This is a genomic window from Colwellia sp. MEBiC06753 (assembly GCF_053470325.1).
The window spans coordinates 1-17,538 of the sequence record NZ_JBQMTM010000031.1 but is presented as its reverse complement, the minus strand read 5'-3'; the positions used below and the strand labels follow the sequence as shown (position 1 = coordinate 17,538).

The following is a 17,538-nucleotide window of genomic DNA, read 5'->3' as shown; positions in this document are numbered from 1 at the left end:
CTAGCGACAATAGCGTTGTAGAACCACCTGAACCCATGCCGAACTCAGAAGTGAAATGCAACTGCGCCGATGGTAGTGTGGGAGTTCCCATGTGAGAGTAGGACATCGCTAGGCACCTAATATCAAAAGCCCGACTCATCTGAGTCGGGCTTTTTGCTGTCTGAAGGTTTTTATTCGTTGTTTCTGTTTAAAATTGGTTATTATTGAGATTATCGCTTAACCAAGTGATAAAATTACATTTATTTTTATTAAGGCGATTATATGGCTATCAACTGGTTTCCTGGACACATGCACAAAGCGCAAAAGGAAATAAAAGAAATTTTGCCTCAAATAGATGTTGTTATTGAAGTATGTGACGCTAGACTGCCATTTAGTAGTGAAAACCCAATGATCACTGAGATTAGAGGGGATAAGCCGCTAATTAAAATTCTCAATAAATCTGATTTGGCAGATCCTGAGCTTACTCAGCAGTGGTTAGAATACTTTGACGCGCAACGAAATGTTAAGGCGATAGCGTTAACCACTGAGTCTCCTAGTATAGCCAAACAAATTCCACAGCTAATTCGCAAGTTAGCGCCAAATAAAGATCAGACTGGCAAGCAAATAAACGCAGTGATCATGGGGATCCCTAATGTTGGAAAATCTACTTTACTCAATACGTTAGTAGGTAAAGCAAAAGCGAAAGTAGGCAACGAGCCTGCTGTAACTAAGGGGCAGCAGCGAATTCGATTAGAAGATGGTTTGTACCTCTATGATACACCTGGCATGCTTTGGCCTAAAATAGTAAATGAAAATAGTGGTTATCGACTTGCTGTGACTAGCGCGGTAAAAGATACTGCTTTCGATCATGAAGAAATCGCCTGTTTTGCCGCTGAATATTTATTACAGGCATATCCTAATAGATTATTAGAGCGCTATAAGTTTGAAGAGTTGCCACAAACGGAAGTAGAGCTAATTGAAGAGCTTGGTCGTAAGCGTGGCTGTGTTAAAAGCGGTGGTTATGTGGATTTTCATAAAGCCTCTGCAATACTGATTAATGAAATTCGTGATAAGACCTTGGGTGAGTTGACTTTTGAAACACCTGAGATGGTCGAGCGAGAAACCATTCATTTTAATGAACTTGAAGCGCAAAAAATAGCCGAGCGAGAAGCTAGAAAAGAAGCTAGAGGGCGTGGTCGTAAAAATAAACCGAAAAAGAAAAAGAGGTAATAAATGGAAGGCTTTCAATTACATGAGTTATTGGTAAGAGACTGTATCGAATTAATTGATTTACCACTTAGTAAGTTATTATTAATGAATGATGCGAATTACCCTTGGTTTGTTTTGGTACCTCGCGTTGATAGTGTTCAAGATATCTATCAAATGGACTGGCAACAACAGCAACAGTTCTTGAATGAATCGAGCATGCTTAGCGAGGTATTAATGACTGCATTTCAAGGCGATAAAATGAATGTTGCGGCATTAGGAAATGTTTGTCCGCAACTACACATTCATCATATCGTTCGCTTTAAAAATGATATTGCTTGGCCAAAGCCTATTTGGGGTGAACATCCATTAAAGCCATACAGTGCTGATGAGATAGCTGCGTTAAAGGCACAAGTATTGCCAAACCTAATGGCAATACTTGCACAGTAACTTAATGTAGCTAAACCATATCCCTACGTTATGTACTTAAGCCACTTTTGAGTGGCTTTTTGCTAAATGTTCAAGAGATTGTGATAAATCTTCAATAAGATCATCAGTATTCTCCAATCCTACGGAAATCCGAATTAAGCTATCGCTAATCCCTGCTGCTAAACGCTCTTCTTGAGTATAGGGAGAGTGGGTCATTGACGCTGGGTGTTGAATTAGCGATTCAGCATCACCCAAACTTACTGCTATAGAGAATAGTTTCATATGATTAATAAACTGTTCACCATCGTTTATATCACCATTTAATTCAAATGCGATAACGCCACCCGCTGCGCTCATTTGCTTACCGATAAATTTATGACCTTGATGACTTTTAAGCCCAGGGTAATAGACCTGTTTGATTTGTGGATGCTGCTCTAAAAATTCGGCAATTATTTGGGCATTCTTACAATGCCTTTCCATACGTATTGGCAGCGTTTTTAAACCGCGCATAATTAGCCAAGCATCATGTGGACTGATGGTCGCGCCAATATCTTTAAGTACAGTAAATTTAATTTTTTGGATCATTTCATTATTGCCACAAATAATGCCGGCAACAACATCACCATGACCATTTAAATATTTAGTCGCACTGTGAACAACGATATCAATACCAAAATTAGCTGGCTGCTGAAGCACGGGAGTTAAAAAGGTATTATCGACAATAGAGATAAGTTGATGTTGTTTGGCAATAGTACCTATAGCCTGAAGATCAAGTACCACTAAATTAGGGTTAATTGGCGTTTCTAAAAAGATCACCTTGGTATTTGGTTTTATTGCCGCTTCAATATTTTTAGTATTGGTCATATCAACAAATGAAACTTCAATGCCCCATTTAGTTAATTGATGAGCCATAAGGGCGTATGAACAGCCATATACTGCCTTTGATGCAATTAAATGATCGCCACAAACTAAATTGGCTAAAAGTGCGCCAGATACTGCTCCCATGCCAGTAGCGGTTGCTGCTGCATCTTCCATACACTCCATAGCCGCAACTCGCATTTCTAACTGTCTGGTTGTTGGGTTACCTAAGCGGCTATAGATAAAGCCTTCTTCCTCGCCTGCAAATCGTTTTGCACCTTGTGCGGCACTGTCGAAAATGAATGTCGAGGTTTGATATAACGGGGTCGATAATGAGCCGAATTGCTCATCGTTAATTCGGCCTGCATGAATAGCTTGTGTTTCGATATGGTTACTTTTGGTCATTTATAGCTCTTTTTTTAATTACAAAGTTGTGCCTATTGAATTGTTACTACAATGCAAATATGTCGCCAATATGAAAAGCCAATAAAAACAACATGTTAATTTGTTTGTGATTTTGTGTTGTAATAAAAATATTACATCGATGTTCTTAGGTATCCGCATCTAACATATTAAAAAGCCAATGAAGCCGTACAAAACTATTGCTATTCGATTAATATTTCTTTGTAATAAAAATATTACTATGTCATAAATAAGTTACATGAAGATTGAAATTGAGTCTGAAGATCGTATCGGTATTAGCCATGAAGTGCTGGCTAAGTTAAATGAACTCGCACTTAATATAAACGCAATGGAAGTCATTACTGGTGCAATTTATTTAAATATTACTGCGGAAAATCGATTGTTTAATGACATTAGACAAGCGTTAGTTAAGGTTTCTGGCGTTGTTGATTGTCGGTTAATTGAATGGTTACCAACGGAGTCTAGAGAACAACATTTACAAGCATTGCTAAAGCGAATACCAGATCCAATTTTTGATATTAACCAATATGGTGAAATCATTTCCTGCAACTACCAAAGCCATATTTATCGCAATAAATTTATTGAGAAAGTGTTGAATGTACCCTTTGAACGTCTCAAATCAATGCAACCATTTTCATATGAGGTCAATTTTGAAGACAATGCATACCACGCTGAAATAACCCCGCTTTGGCAGCAAGGCAGTTATAGTGGCTCTGTGATAATTCTTAAATCTTTAAATCGTCTTGCTCAGCATGTGGCAATGTTTCGTAGTGGCAATGAAGGAAGTGGCTTAAATGATATTATTGGTCATTCAGCACATATCACCGCGTTAAAACAGCAAATTATTAAGTTTTCCAGTTTGGATTTGCCAACGCTAATTACTGGAGAAACCGGAACAGGTAAAGAGTTAGTCGCTAGGGCTATTCATCAACAAAGTAGCAGAAATTCAGGACCATTTTTGGCGATCAATTGTGCTGCCTTACCAGAGCAACTTTTAGAAAGTGAACTCTTTGGTTATGTAGCAGGGGCGTTTACCGGTGCTAATGCTCAGGGTAAGCCTGGGTTATTAGAATTGGCTAATGGCGGTACGGTTTTTCTTGATGAAGTGGCAGAAATGTCGGTTTATTTACAGGCAAAACTCTTAAGGTTTCTTCAAGATTATAGCTTTAGGCGGCTAGGGGGAACTAGGGAGTTAAATGCAAATGTTAGGATTATTTCAGCAAGTCATCAGAATTTTGATGAGTTAGTGAAAGCTAAGCATTTTAGAGAAGATCTTTACTACCGATTAAATGTACTAAATTTAGCAATTTTGCCATTAAAAGCTCGGCAAGATGATACCGCAGAATTAAGTCAATTTTTTATTGTACAAGCGGCTCAGCAAGTAAATCTGCCTACTCCAGTACTGGCAAAAGATGCTATTAATTACCTGTTAACCTACAGTTGGCCAGGCAATGTTAGGCAACTGCAAAGTGTGATGTTTCGTTTAGTTGCTTTAAGTAATGGCCACACAATTAATCAAGTAGATGTTAAAAGTGTATTAGATGACTTTGCTACTGGCACCTATGAACCAATGGATATGCCGTTAAAAGGTGGCATTGCAAATATAGCTAACTGGCAAGCAGCACAAGAGCATTTTGAACGGGAATTATTAACGGAATTATACCCTCAATATCCGACAACAAGAAAACTGGCGGAGCGACTTGGTGTTTCTCACAATAAAATAGCAATGAAGCTAAGAAAGTATGGTATAGCTTAAGTTAACAAGGTAGGTAACAGATAAGTCGATATAAAGACAACTAGAAAGCGCAATAGACAATAGACGTAAAAGGTGATCGAGGAAATAGTTAAATTTGTTATAGTTTTAATAATGAAAAATTAGAGCGTGTTGGTCTTTATGGTATAAATATTGTTCGAATTTAATGGCTTTTAATCTAGGCACACCAAGTGAGGTTTGGTTGTTCCAAATAAATGCGGTGTAACAACGAGTAAAAGCCATTAAAACGAATCGATTGACTGCTGCAAAATCATACAGCAAAGATCAACACGCTCTAATCAGAGCACAGGTCAAAGGGGGAGATATGAGGCAATCGGTTACTTGTATTATCTGGTTATTATTCTCAATAAAATTATTCATTGCTCCTGCAGTGGCGCAAGAGGTTATATTTCCTGGCAATGAACGGGATGATTACTTTACGCAACTTATCTTACTTGCACTTTCTTATACGCCAGAAAAGCAATACCAGCTTAAGTTCTATAACGAAGATGTACCTAAACTTAGAGTATTTTCAATGATTGCCGAACATCAGGGAATAGATGTTGTCGCGGCTGGCTCTACCCAAGCTCGGGAAAAAATTATGCAACCTATTCGTTTCCCATTACTTAAAGGGCTGTTTGGTTGGCGCATTCCATTAATTCACCAGTCTGAACCAGAAAAATTTGCCACAATATCTTCAACTGAAGAGTTTAAAGTATTTAGTGCTGGCCAACTTCATACGTGGTCAGACTCAGCTGTGCTTGAAGGAAACGGTGTAAAAGTTGAAAAAGGCGCGAGTTATCAAGGCTTATTTCAAATGCTAGCGGGGAAGCGTTTTGATTATTTTCCGCGCTCGATTATTGAGGTTGATTGGGAACTCGATAAAAATAAGGACTTGCCGATTATTAAAGATCGTCATGTGTTAATGCATTACCCAACGGCTTATTACTTTTATGTGGCAAAAGATAACGATGAACTGGCGACAGACATTGCCTTTGGGCTAGAGCAAGCATTAGCTGATGGCAGCTTTGAACGATTATTTCAGCAGCACTACGGTGAAGTGGTTAATAAAGTCTATCAAGAGCATCGACAAATCATTAAATTAGCTAACCCAATTTTACCTGTAGCAACACCCATTTCGCGTAAAGAGTTATGGCTAAACTTTGCTAAACCACATTAATTTATTGCACAGATTATTTTTATCAGACTAACCACCAATAAATTTAACTTTAAAGCCTTCTTTTTCTAGTACAGCTTTAATGTTATCGCGTTTGTCACCCTGAATCTCAATAGTTTCATCAACAACACTACCACCAGTACAACAGCTTTTTTTTAATTTACTGGCAAGCTCTTTTAATGACTTTTGATCAAGACCAAGGCCTGAGATAACAATAACACCTTTGCCTTTACGGCCTTTGGTTTCGCGGCGAACTTTAGCAAAACCATCACTTGGCGTGATTGTTTCAGTTTTTTCAGGGGTAATTTTACCCTTATCAGTAGAGTAGACGAGAGTGGAGAGTTGATCTTGCCAAGACATTGCTAAACCCCTTTAAATCGGAAAGCACCATTATAGGTAATCATAGCCAATAAAAAAACCAGCGAAAGCAAAGCTAGCGCTGGTTTTTATAAAATAAAGAACAGTTAAATTATAATGCGTTTTCTAATTCTGGTAACGCATCAAATAAATCTGCCACTAAGCCATAATCAGCCACTTGGAAGATTGGCGCTTCAGGATCTTTATTGATGGCAACAATCACTTTAGAGTCTTTCATACCCGCTAAGTGTTGAATAGCACCAGAGATACCAACGGCGATGTATAAGTCAGGTGCAACAATTTTACCTGTTTGGCCAACTTGCATATCATTAGGTACAAAGCCTGCATCAACAGCAGCACGAGATGCACCAATAGCAGCGCCAAGCTTGTCAGCAATACCTTCAAGTAATTTGAAGTTTTCGCCATTTTGCATACCGCGACCACCAGAGATAACAACCGATGCCGCACCTAAATCAGGGCGTTCTGATACAGTTAACTCATCTGAAACATGGCTAGAAATACCAGCATCAGTTGCTTGGCTTAAGGTTACAACTTCAGCACTACCATCAGTCGCTACCGCATCAAAGGCAGTGGCACGAACAGTAATTACTTTTTTGCTATCTAAGCTTTGTACTGTTGCAATAGCGTTACCCGCGTAAATTGGGCGAACAAACGTATCTGCACTTTCGACACCGATAATGTCAGAAATTTGCGCAACATCTAATAACGCTGCAACACGTGGCATAAAGTTTTTGCCCGTAGTTAATGCAGTGGCAATTACTGTATCGTAATCAGCAGCAAGTTCAGTCACTAATAAGCTGACGTTTTCTGCTAATTGATGCTCGTATGCAGCGTTATCAGCGACTAATACTTTAGCTACACCATTAACTTTTGCTGCCTCGGAAGCAACTGCGCCACAGTTATGGCCAGCAACTAAAAGATGAATGTCACCACCGATAGCTTGTGCAGCAGCAACTGTTTTTAATGTTTCAGATTTTAACTGGCTGTTATCGTGTTCTGCGTAAACTAAAATCATGAGATCACCTTCGCTTCATTCTTCAATTTATCAACTAGTTGCTCGATACTTTCAACAACAATACCTGCGCTGCGTTCAGCTGGCGGTGTAACTTTTAATAATTTAGTACGAGCACTTAGTTCAACGCCTAAATCACTTGCAGCTTTAACATCTAAAGGCTTACGTTTTGCTTTCATGATATCTGGAAGCTTAGCATAACGAGGTTCGTTTAAGCGTAAGTCAGTAGTAACGATTGCTGGTAAATTTAATGCAACTGTTTGCAAACCGCCGTCTACTTCACGAGTCACGTTAACTTTATCGCCATCAACTTTTACTTCAGAAGCAAAAGTACCTTGTGGCATACCAGTTAATGCAGCAAGCATTTGGCCAGTTTGGTTATTGTCAGAATCAATTGATTGCTTACCTAAAATCACTAATTGTGGTGCTTCTTCTTCAACAATCTTCTGTAAAAGTTTAGCGATGTTTAATGCATCTAACGACTCTTCAGTTTCAATATGAATTGCGCGATCAGCACCTAATGCTAAAGCCGTACGAATTTGCTCTTGGCATTTTTTATCGCCAATTGAAACCACAACTACTTCAGTAGCTGTGCCAGCTTCTTTTAAACGAACAGCTTCTTCAACCGCAATTTCACAGAAAGGGTTGATTGCCATTTTTACGTTAGCTAAATCAACATCTGAATTATCCGATTTAACACGAACTTTGACGTTATAGTCAATTACGCGTTTGATGGGGACTAATACTTTCATCATCGCCTCTACTTGTTTCTTGTAATGTCTAAGTCACCAGTAAATATTCACTTAACTGGTGATGTTGTTTGAATAATGGCTCGAAAGACTACTTTTAGTTTGCACTCGCGTCAATCAAATGCGTACCAAACACTAAGTCTTATTGAGTAAAATCAATTGTTGCTCAGTAAATTGTTATTTACAGGATAGTATTTGTATTCAAAATATCTATAATGGGGGGATATTATCAAACACATGTTTGAATTTCAAACGTGCGTTTGAATTTCGCGAGAAACATTATTCAAGGGGGAAATATGGAACGCGAATCGATGGAGTTTGATGTCGTCATCGTAGGTGCCGGTCCATCTGGCCTAGCAACTGCTTGTCGTTTGATGCAACAAGCGCAAGAAAAAGATCAAGAGCTGATGGTCTGTGTGGTAGAAAAAGGCTCTGAAGTTGGTGCTCATATTTTATCAGGTGCAGTTTTTGAACCTAGAGCCATGGCTGAGTTATTTCCTGATTGGCAAGAAAAAGGCGCACCACTTAATACTGCTGTTAAAGGCGACGATATTTATTTACTTAATAGTGAAGATAACGCAATTAAGCTACCGGGCTTTGCTGTGCCAAAAACTATGCACAATGAAGGCAACTATATCGTTAGTATGGGTAATGTTTGTCGTTGGTTGGCTGAGCAAGCAGAAGGCTTAGGTGTTGAAATTTTCCCTGGTTTTGCCGCGCAAGAAATCATTTACAATGAAGATGGCTGCGTGGGCGGTATTATCACAGGTGATATGGGCTTAGATGCCGAAGGTAACGAGAAAGACTCGTTTATGCCTGGCATGGAACTTCGCGCTAAGTACACTGTATTTGCCGAAGGCTGTCGTGGTCATTTAGGTAAAGAGCTGATTAGTCATTTCAATTTAAATGACGGTAAATCACCGCAACATTACGGCATCGGCTTTAAAGAAATTTGGGATATAGATCCTGAAAAGCATCAAGAAGGTTTAGTGGTTCACACCGCAGGTTGGCCATTAGATAAAGAAACATCTGGTGGTGGCTATTTATATCACGCCGAAAATAACCAAGTATTCGTTGGTATTATCATTGATTTAAATTATTCAAACCCGCATATGAGCCCGTTTGAAGAATTCCAGCGTTATAAACATCACCCGAAAATTGCACAATACCTTGAAGGCGGTAAGCGCGTGTCATACGGTGCTCGTGCCATTGCCAAAGGTGGTTTCAATTCTTTACCTAAGCAAACGATGCCGGGCGCATTATTGGTAGGCTGTGATGCTGGTACTATTAACTTTGCCAAAATTAAAGGTAACCATACCGCGATGAAGTCAGGTATGTTAGCAGCTGAAGCTATTTTTGAAGCATTAGCTTCAGGTTGCGAAGGTGGTAAAGAGTTAACTAGCTATGAAGCGAAATTTAAAGAATCATGGTTATATGACGAGTTGTACAATACCCGTAACTTTGGCCCAGCAATGCATAAATTTGGTACGTTCTGGGGCGGGGCGTATAACACCGTCGATCAAAATTTCTTTGGTGGTAAATTACCATTTAACTTTAAAGATGAGTCACTTGATCACGCTCAATTAAAGTTAGCGAGTGAAGCGCCAGTTATTTCGTACCCTAAACCTGATGGCAAGCTAAGTTTTGACCGCTTATCTTCAGTATTTTTATCAAATACTAACCATGAAGAAGAACAGCCGTGTCACTTAAAATTAGCTGATGCCTCCATTCCGTTGACGGTTAACATGGAAAAATATGCTGAACCAGCACAGCGTTATTGTCCGGCAGGCGTATATGAAATTCAGGAAACAGAAGACGGTAAAAAGTTTGTGATCAATGCCCAAAACTGTATTCACTGTAAAACTTGTGACATCAAAGATCCAAGCCAAAATATTACTTGGGTAGCGCCAGAAGGTACTGGTGGTCCAAACTATCCAAATATGTAATTTGGTAGTTTAGGTTTAGGTTTAGGTTTAGGCCAAGGCCTAGATTTAGGACTAGCTTAGAAATAAAAAAGGCGCCAATTGGCGCCTTTTTAATGGTTTATGTTTAGTCGCCTATTACCTACTCAGGTACTATTTAATTAACTACGACCAATTTAAACTAGACTTACTTTTGAGCGGCCTGTTGCGCCGCAATACGTGCCTTTTTCTCGGCTTTACGCTGCTCTAATATTTTATAAGCTTCAGAGCCCACGTGGGTTTCACCACGTTGCTTAGCAAGTTCCATTTGGCGCTCACGTTCAGCATAACGTGCACGTTGTTCTTCGGTAGTCTCGGCAAAGCAGTGGTGACAGCTCACACCTTTTTGATATTCAGGTTTGGCTTTGTCTTCTTCTAATATCGGCATTCGACAGGCATGACACTGATCATATTTACCTGCTTGTAAGTGATGGTCTACGGTAACGCGATCATCGAATACAAAACATTCGCCTTGCCACATGGTTTCATCGCTTGGTACTTCTTCTAAATACTTTAAAATACCGCCTTCTAAGTGATAAACCTCTTCAAAACCTTGCTCTTTCATATAAGCGGTTGATTTTTCACAGCGGATCCCACCCGTACAGAACATGGCTACTTTCTTATGCTTAGCCGGATCCATATTTTCTTTCGCCCATTGTGGGAACTCTCGGAAGGTTTTAGTGTTTGGATCAACGGCATTTTCAAAGGTGCCAATTTGCACTTCATAGTCGTTACGAGTATCAACCACAAACACTTCAGGATCGGAAATTAACGCATTCCAGTCTTGCGGCTTAACGTATGTACCAACTACATGGCGAGGATCAATACCTTCAACGCCCATAGTAACAATTTCTTTTTTCAGTTTAACTTTGGTGCGTTTAAACGGTTTTTCTTCGGTATAAGATTCTTTGTATGAAATGTCGGCTAAGCGAGTATCTTGTTTGAACCAAGCAAGTAAGGTGTCAATCGCTTCACGGCTGCCAGCAACGGTACCGTTAATACCTTCTTTGGCTAGTAATAGCGTGCCGCAAATTTGGTTAGCTTCCATTGTTGTTAACAATGATGTGCGGATGGCTTCGAAATCTTCAAGTGCAACAAATTTATACATTGCACAAACAACATATTGAGTCATATTTTTTCCTGCTAGCGGGAACGTAAATCCCGTGCGTAATTAAAAAGTAAGTAATTTGCTAAAAAAGCGGGCGCTATTATAGGGATTTATTACAAGATTGTAAAAGTTAGCGTTAAAAGGAGTGCTAGTTCTTGGGTAGCAAAAAATAAAAGTAAAAAAATAAGTAAAAATAAAAGTAAAAAAAAATAGTTAAGCTGATTTAAGGCCAACATGTACGTTACATCATGCCAGCCTTAGGTAACATCATTGGCTATTAACCGACTTTGTGCAAAGCACAAATTTTATTGCCTGACGGATCTTTTAAATACGCAAGGTATAAATCACCTCTTGGCGTTGTGCGAATACCGGGAGCATCTTCACAGCTAGTGCCGCCATTGGCAACGCCTGCAGCGTGCCACGCATCAGCAATTTCTGGTGTCGCAGCGTGGAAACCAATAGTAGTACCATTGCCATGACATGCTGGCTCGCCATTGATTGGTTTAGTTAGTGCAAAAATGCCAGTATCAGTAAAGTAGAAACAACGGCCTTTTTCATCAATAACGCCTGGTTTGTGGCCCATAGCACCGAGCACGGCATCATAGAATTTTTTTGCAACGTCAATATCGTTAGCGCCAATCATAATGTGACTAAACATGTAAATTCCTTATCAATTGTTGGTTATATAAATAATGTTAATTACCTTCAAGCTGGTAATTGGTTCAAAGCTAAATGTGCTATCGAGTATATGAAAAAAAAGCCCGTAATCACGAGCTTTTTTTCTTTATTGACGATAAAAATTGAATAAGCGGTTATTTAACGCGCATACCCGGTTGTGCGCCTTCCTCTGGATTTAATATCCACAAATCTTTACCGCCTGGGCCTGCAGCTAACACCATGCCTTCAGACATGCCAAAGCGCATTTTGCGAGGCGCTAAGTTAGCCACCATGACGGTAAGCTTGCCAATTAAATCTTCCGGTTGATACGCTGATTTAATACCAGCAAATACTTGGCGAGTTTCGCTGCCATCTTCATCTAATGCAAGTTCAAGGCGTAATAATTTATCGGCTTTTTCAACATGTTCCGCTTTGACAATTTTGGCAATACGTAAATCTATCTTAGCAAAATCATCAAATTGAATTTCTGGAGAAATAGGATCATCAGCCAATGGTCCTGTTACAGGTTTAGCTGCTTCTGGAGCTGCCAATGACTCTTTTGATGCTTCGGTCATCGCTTCAATTTTATCCATTTCAATACGTTGTAATAACGCTTTGAATTTATTAATTTGATGGTTGGTTAAAAGTGCTTTATGACCATCCCAGACTAATTCATCATTTAAGAAGCCTTCGGTTTTCTCGGCAAGAGCAGGTAGCACTGGCTTTAAATAAATCATCAAAATTCGGAATAGATTAATACCTAACGAACAAATATCTTGAACTTCTTGTTGCTTCGTTTCATCTTTAACTAGCTGCCAAGGCTCTTTTACTGCAATGTATTCGTTAACTTTATCCGCAAGCGCCATAATTTCGCGCATGGCTTTACCAAATTCACGTTTTTCATAAAGCGCTGCTAAGCTATCTCCAGCGGCCATTACTTCGTCGGCTAATGCTTGATCATCGACATTGCTTGATAACATGCCATCAAAACGTTTGGTAATAAAGCTGGCACAACGTGAAGCGATATTCACCACTTTACCGACTAAATCAGAGTTTACACGTTGGGCAAAATCTTCAAGGTTTAAATCTAAATCATCAATGCGGTTAGTTAATTTCGCCGCATAGTAATAACGTAAATATTCTGGATTTAAATGATCTAGATAAGTACGACCTTTAATGAATGTCCCTTTAGACTTAGACATTTTCGCGCCGTTTACGGTAACAAAACCATGGGCGTAAACCGACGTTGGCTTACGGTAACCCGCACCTTCTAACATTGCCGGCCAGAATAAGCTGTGGAAGTAAATAATATCTTTACCGATAAAATGATAAAGCTCAGCGTCAGAGTCTTTATTCCAGTAACTATCAAAGTCGATATTTTGCTTATCACATAAGTTTTTGAAACTGCCCATATAGCCAATAGGCGCGTCTAACCAGACATAGAAAAACTTACCGGGGGCATTGGGAATTTCGAAGCCAAAATAAGGTGCGTCACGACTAATGTCCCATTGCTGCAGACCAGACTCAAACCATTCATTGAGTTTATTGGCCATTTCATCTTGTAATGAGCCGCCTGTCGTCCACTCTTTAAGCATTTGCTCAAACGCTGGTAAGTCAAAGAAATAGTGCTCAGAATCTCTAAGCACCGGTGTTGAACCAGATACGACTGAACGAGGGTTAATGACTTCAGTAGGAGAATAGGTAGCACCACAGTTATCACAGCTGTCACCGTTTTCATCTTCGCTTTTACACTTAGGGCAAGTGCCTTTAACGAATCGATCCGGCAAAAACATGCCTTTTTCTTCATCGTAAAGCTGCGAAATAGTGCGGGTTTTAATATGACCACCAGCATGTAATTTATTATAAATTTCAGTGGCAAATGCTTTATTCTCTTCGCTGTGAGTTGAGTGATAGTTATCAAAACTGATAAGAAAATCGTTAAAATCTGCCATGTGCTCTTCACGCACACCATCAATCATTTGCTCTGGGCTAATACCAAGCTCTTGTGCTTTAAGCATAATTGGCGTGCCATGGGCATCATCGGCACAAACAAAATAGGTTTCATGACCACGCATACGCTGAAAGCGTACCCAAATGTCGGTTTGAATATGTTCTAATAAATGGCCTAAGTGAATTGAACCGTTGGCATAAGGAAGGGCACAGGTCACTAAAATTTTACGTTTTTCTTGAGACATAGCTTTTGACATTAGTCCTGAGTATTGTGTGAAAACACATTTAGGTGGTAATCGATGGCGCAATAGTACAGAATTTAACGGTTATTTTCATTAATATTTCTAGGCAAATTTTCATTTTTTGCTTCAATAAATAAAGAACAAATAAAGATCTTAGGAGCAGTAGATTTGTTTCGTCAGCTTTTTAACCAGAAAAAATCAGTAAGTGAACCGACATTAACGCTAATCACTGAGGCCTTAGCTGGTTATCAAACTCAAGCGTTTCCTTATGGGGTGCTAAAAGTAGCAAGTCACTTTGCTTGTCTTGATGATAAGAATAAGTTGGTGATTGAATTGACATTGCCATTTCCCGCTGAGGCTGAGCTTAATCCCTTAATTCAGCAATTGAGTGAGCAGTTAGCAGTTGAAGTAAATTTGGTTTTTAACTGTCAGATAAATGCCGTGCGCCAACATTCAATACCGAATATTAAAAATATTATTGCTATTGCCTCGGGGAAAGGTGGTGTTGGCAAATCAACAACCACAGTAAATATTGCCAGAGCAATGCAGGCAGAAGGGTTAAGCGTAGGTATTTTAGATGCTGATATTTACGGCCCTTCGATTCCTGCCATGTTAGGGCAAGCGGATGAAAAGCCGACAACCAGTGATGGTAAATTAATGCAACCGGTTGACGCCGATGGTATAGCATCAATGTCGATAGGCTATTTAGTGCCAGATAGTGATGCCGCTGTTTGGCGTGGGCCAATGGCCAGCGCAGCGTTTAATCAACTATTAAATGAAACGAAGTGGCCAAAGCTTGATTATCTATTGATTGATATGCCGCCGGGAACCGGTGATATTCAGCTAACACTTTCGCAAAAGGTACCTGTTGCTGGTGCGGTAATAGTAACAACACCGCAAGATATTGCCTTGGCTGATGCGCAAAAAGGCATTGCTATGTTTGATAAAGTCAAGGTACCGGTTATTGGGGTAGTTGAAAACATGAGTTATCACCAGTGTGAAAATTGTGGTCATCATAGTCATATATTTGGTGCTGAAGGCGGTAAAGATATCGCCGAGCTTAATAACGTGCCGTTGCTTGGGCAATTACCATTAACGCTAGACATTAGACAAGAAGCTGATTTGGGGGAAAATTTATTTAATGCTATGCCAGATAGTGACATCTGCCAGCAGTACCGTAAAATAGCCCGCAATATTGCTACGAAAGTCTATTATTCGCTGGATATGCATAGCCCAATGGCTCCGAGTGTAGTCGTTGAAGCAGAGCAATAGTCGGCAAAACTTTACTTATTTTAAATGATTTAAGAAGAAAAATTATGAGATTATGTGACCAAGATATTGAACGATGCTTAGCACAAGAAAAAATAATTATTACGCCTAAGCCTGATGCTTCAATGATCTCTGGTGTTAGCGTTGACATTCGTCTAGGTAATGAATTCCGTGTGTTTACTAATAATACTGCGCCATATATTGATCTAAGTGGTCCGCGCGAAGAAGTCCAAAAGCAAATGAATACGGTAATGGGGGATGAAATTGTCATTCCTGACGGCGAAGCATTTTTCTTACATCCCGGTGAACTGGCGTTAGCCGTGACTTACGAGTCGGTTACTTTACCTGCGGATATTGTTGGTTGGTTAGATGGTCGTTCATCACTTGCACGTTTAGGCTTGATGGTACATGTTACCGCTCATCGTATTGATCCAGGCTGGTCAGGTCAGATTGTTCTAGAATTCTACAACAGTGGTAAATTGCCGCTTGCATTACGCCCAAAAATGAAAATAGCGGCATTGAATTTTGAAACTATGTCTGGTGAGGCTTTACGTCCTTACAATAAACGTGTTGATGCTAAATACAAAGGGCAAACCGGCGCGGTTGCTAGTCGTATTAGCGAAGACGACACCTCAAAGTGATACCTCGAAGTAGCGTAATTATTTACTGAAATATTATTGCGCTTTTATTGAGCTTGTGTTGCGATTTTATTGCATTAGTTGAAAAAGAGCTAAAGTCCGAAATTACTCGACTTTAGCGAGCTTTAATCTTGGTTTCGGCTTAATTTGTGCAATACACAAGTGCAAGGCTTCAATTAATTTTGCTTTATCATGATGATGTTTAACGTCTTCACTTGAAACATCGTGATAAATTACATTCGCGCGCTCGGTCGTTACCGAGCGGTCTTGACAAATCACACTATCAATTGGCAAACAGCCAATATTCTCTTCAATCCAATCGAACTTTTCATCAAGCGTTAATTGTGATGCCGGGCTATTTTCCGCAACAATATTTTCGATAAAGATACAGTGACCTTTGCGTTGATTGAGTGCGTTAGCGATATCTCTAACTAACAGCGGTGGTACTACGCTGGTTAAAAAACTACCTGGCCCTAATAAAATTAAATCGGCATTGTTAATAGCTGTGACACATTGCTCAGGAGCCTTTACTAGCGGTGCAAGCATTAAGCTTTTGGGCATAATCGGCATATCGTCTACAGACAGTTCACCGACACGACATCGACCTTCCGGATAAAAAGCCATTAGATCAGTAGGGGACTCCGACATTGGTAATACTTGAGTTTTAACTCTTAGAATTCGGCGAACTAGTTTGATTGAGTCCAGTGGCCGAGATTGAATTTGACCTAAACCGTAAAGAATTAAGTTACCTAAGTTATGACCACCAAGCTCGTCTTGGCCATCAAAGCGGAAGTTAAATAACTGGTTACCTACACTGTTTTCATCGACTAGCTGTGTTAGGCAATTACGTAAGTCGCCCCAAGCAATTGAAGAGCTACGTTTACGCAAGCGGCCAGTAGAGCCACCATTATCTGTGGTCGTTACAATCCCTGTCAGTTGATCATGCATAAAGGACAAAGTGGAAAGCACTCGCCCTAAACCATGTCCGCCACCAATGGCGACGATATTTAATTTTTTTAATTCCATCATATGACGAACAAATCTTAACCAATTAGTTAAACTCTAACGTTAATGTACGTAAAAATAAAGAATCACGGTAGATTCATTATGTTAATTAGCGTTAACCAGTAAACACATCGTACCACATTGCAATGAGCCTACAGATAATAAAATCAAGCTAACTGTTTGAATAGATAAAAATTAACCATTTTGGCGTTATTATGAACGTTTGATTGCAAAGTCGGTTAATTTTGCCGTTTTTTTTAAATTAATAGTTGACACAGATTAGGGGGGTGCCTAAAATGCGCCTCGCTTTCAACGAGTACTAGGTCACTTGTTTAAAGCCAGTTTATTCAAATGTTTTATGTTTGACTATACTGGGGCTATAGCTCAGCTGGGAGAGCGCTTCGCTGGCAGCGAAGAGGTCTGCGGTTCGATCCCGCATAGCTCCACCATTTTTTGCGAATTCGCAATTTTGCGTCCCGTTCGTCTAGAGGCCTAGGACACCGCCCTTTCACGGCGGTAACAGGGGTTCAAATCCCCTACGGGATGCCACTATTTCGGTAGGTTACATACTAGGTCATGTAACACTCCAAGTGAGCAGGGTAAATAATACAGTGCTGACTAAATAAATTAGCGTGTAAGGCCACCTTAAGCCTTACATCAAAGCAATAAGCGCAAGCTTATGTTGAAGTTTTGATGTCCCGTTCGTCTAGAGGCCTAGGACACCGCCCTTTCACGGCGGTAACA

General features: G+C 39.8%; 15 protein-coding genes, 2 tRNA genes and 1 rRNA gene. 10 read left to right on the top strand and 8 right to left on the bottom strand.

Features of this window, described 5'->3' with window-relative positions; genetic code table 11:
• From rrf to ACOB82_RS17500, 3 genes are all read left to right on the top strand, one after another.
• A 5S ribosomal RNA gene (rrf, locus tag ACOB82_RS17510) occupies window positions 1–114 on the top strand.
• Between the two features lie 147 nt (window positions 115–261).
• Window positions 262–1,209, top strand: coding sequence for a ribosome biogenesis GTPase YlqF (gene ylqF, locus ACOB82_RS17505; RefSeq protein WP_448214293.1), 948 nt, complete (start codon window positions 262–264; stop codon window positions 1,207–1,209).
• 3 nt (window positions 1,210–1,212) lie between these two features.
• Window positions 1,213–1,635, top strand: a complete 423-nt coding sequence (locus ACOB82_RS17500) for an HIT domain-containing protein (protein WP_448214292.1) — start codon at window positions 1,213–1,215, stop codon at window positions 1,633–1,635.
• Window positions 1,636–1,671: 36 nt separating this feature from the next.
• On the opposite strand, the gene megL is transcribed toward ACOB82_RS17500, so the two are convergent.
• The gene (gene megL, locus ACOB82_RS17495) at window positions 1,672–2,877 is read right to left on the bottom strand and encodes a methionine gamma-lyase (protein ID WP_448214291.1); all 1,206 of its coding nucleotides are present in this window, start codon (window positions 2,875–2,877) and stop codon (window positions 1,672–1,674) included.
• A 256-nt stretch (window positions 2,878–3,133) separates the two neighbouring features.
• Between megL and ACOB82_RS17490 the strand changes: the two genes are divergently transcribed.
• Entirely contained in the window at window positions 3,134–4,651 is a 1,518-nt protein-coding gene (locus ACOB82_RS17490) for a sigma 54-interacting transcriptional regulator (RefSeq protein ID WP_448214290.1), read from the top strand.
• 322 nt (window positions 4,652–4,973) lie between these two features.
• Window positions 4,974–5,828, top strand: a complete 855-nt coding sequence (locus tag ACOB82_RS17485) for a hypothetical protein (protein WP_448214289.1) — start codon at window positions 4,974–4,976, stop codon at window positions 5,826–5,828.
• A 27-nt stretch (window positions 5,829–5,855) separates the two neighbouring features.
• Here the strand turns inward: ACOB82_RS17485 and ACOB82_RS17480 are convergent, their stop codons facing one another.
• The 3 genes from ACOB82_RS17480 to ACOB82_RS17470 form a co-directional block, all read right to left on the bottom strand.
• Complete coding sequence (locus ACOB82_RS17480; RefSeq protein WP_448214288.1) at window positions 5,856–6,185, bottom strand: stress response translation initiation inhibitor YciH; 330 nt, start codon at window positions 6,183–6,185, stop codon at window positions 5,856–5,858.
• A gap of 109 nt (window positions 6,186–6,294) precedes the next feature.
• Entirely contained in the window at window positions 6,295–7,218 is a 924-nt protein-coding gene (locus ACOB82_RS17475) for an electron transfer flavoprotein subunit alpha/FixB family protein (protein WP_448214287.1), read from the bottom strand.
• A complete protein-coding gene (locus ACOB82_RS17470) occupies window positions 7,215–7,967 on the bottom strand; it encodes an electron transfer flavoprotein subunit beta/FixA family protein (RefSeq protein ID WP_448214294.1) in 753 nt (250 codons plus the stop codon). The genes ACOB82_RS17475 and ACOB82_RS17470 overlap by 4 nt, the downstream gene beginning before the upstream one ends.
• Window positions 7,968–8,260: 293 nt before the next feature.
• Here ACOB82_RS17470 and ACOB82_RS17465 point away from each other — a divergent pair, with 293 nt between their 5' ends.
• Window positions 8,261–9,910 carry an electron transfer flavoprotein-ubiquinone oxidoreductase gene (locus ACOB82_RS17465; RefSeq protein ID WP_448214286.1) on the top strand — a complete coding sequence of 550 codons (1,650 nt, stop codon included), beginning with the start codon at window positions 8,261–8,263 and terminating at the stop codon, window positions 9,908–9,910.
• Between the two features lie 163 nt (window positions 9,911–10,073).
• Here the strand turns inward: ACOB82_RS17465 and trhO are convergent, their stop codons facing one another.
• The 3 genes from trhO to metG all read right to left on the bottom strand — a co-directional run bounded on the left by trhO (window position 10,074) and on the right by metG (window position 13,885).
• Entirely contained in the window at window positions 10,074–11,057 is a 984-nt protein-coding gene (gene trhO, locus ACOB82_RS17460) for an oxygen-dependent tRNA uridine(34) hydroxylase TrhO (RefSeq protein ID WP_448214285.1), read from the bottom strand.
• A gap of 253 nt (window positions 11,058–11,310) precedes the next feature.
• Window positions 11,311–11,691 (bottom strand): VOC family protein, encoded by a 381-nt coding sequence (locus ACOB82_RS17455; protein ID WP_448214284.1) that lies wholly within the window; start codon window positions 11,689–11,691, stop codon window positions 11,311–11,313.
• A 154-nt stretch (window positions 11,692–11,845) separates the two neighbouring features.
• The gene (metG, locus tag ACOB82_RS17450) at window positions 11,846–13,885 is read right to left on the bottom strand and encodes a methionine--tRNA ligase (RefSeq protein WP_448214283.1); all 2,040 of its coding nucleotides are present in this window, start codon (window positions 13,883–13,885) and stop codon (window positions 11,846–11,848) included.
• A gap of 165 nt (window positions 13,886–14,050) precedes the next feature.
• Here metG and apbC point away from each other — a divergent pair, with 165 nt between their 5' ends.
• Window positions 14,051–15,154 (top strand): iron-sulfur cluster carrier protein ApbC, encoded by a 1,104-nt coding sequence (apbC, locus tag ACOB82_RS17445; protein ID WP_448214282.1) that lies wholly within the window; start codon window positions 14,051–14,053, stop codon window positions 15,152–15,154.
• A 44-nt stretch (window positions 15,155–15,198) separates the two neighbouring features.
• Window positions 15,199–15,792: a dCTP deaminase gene (dcd, locus tag ACOB82_RS17440; RefSeq protein WP_448214281.1), complete on the top strand. Its 594-nt coding sequence runs from the start codon at window positions 15,199–15,201 to the stop codon at window positions 15,790–15,792.
• Between the two features lie 102 nt (window positions 15,793–15,894).
• Here the strand turns inward: dcd and ACOB82_RS17435 are convergent, their stop codons facing one another.
• The gene (locus ACOB82_RS17435; protein WP_448214280.1) at window positions 15,895–16,818 is read right to left on the bottom strand and encodes a gluconeogenesis factor YvcK family protein; all 924 of its coding nucleotides are present in this window, start codon (window positions 16,816–16,818) and stop codon (window positions 15,895–15,897) included.
• A 349-nt stretch (window positions 16,819–17,167) separates the two neighbouring features.
• Here ACOB82_RS17435 and ACOB82_RS17430 point away from each other — a divergent pair.
• Window positions 17,168–17,243: transfer RNA gene (locus tag ACOB82_RS17430), tRNA-Ala, on the top strand.
• A gap of 24 nt (window positions 17,244–17,267) precedes the next feature.
• Window positions 17,268–17,343: transfer RNA gene (locus tag ACOB82_RS17425), tRNA-Glu, on the top strand.
• The last annotated feature ends 195 nt before the right edge of the window (window positions 17,344–17,538 follow it).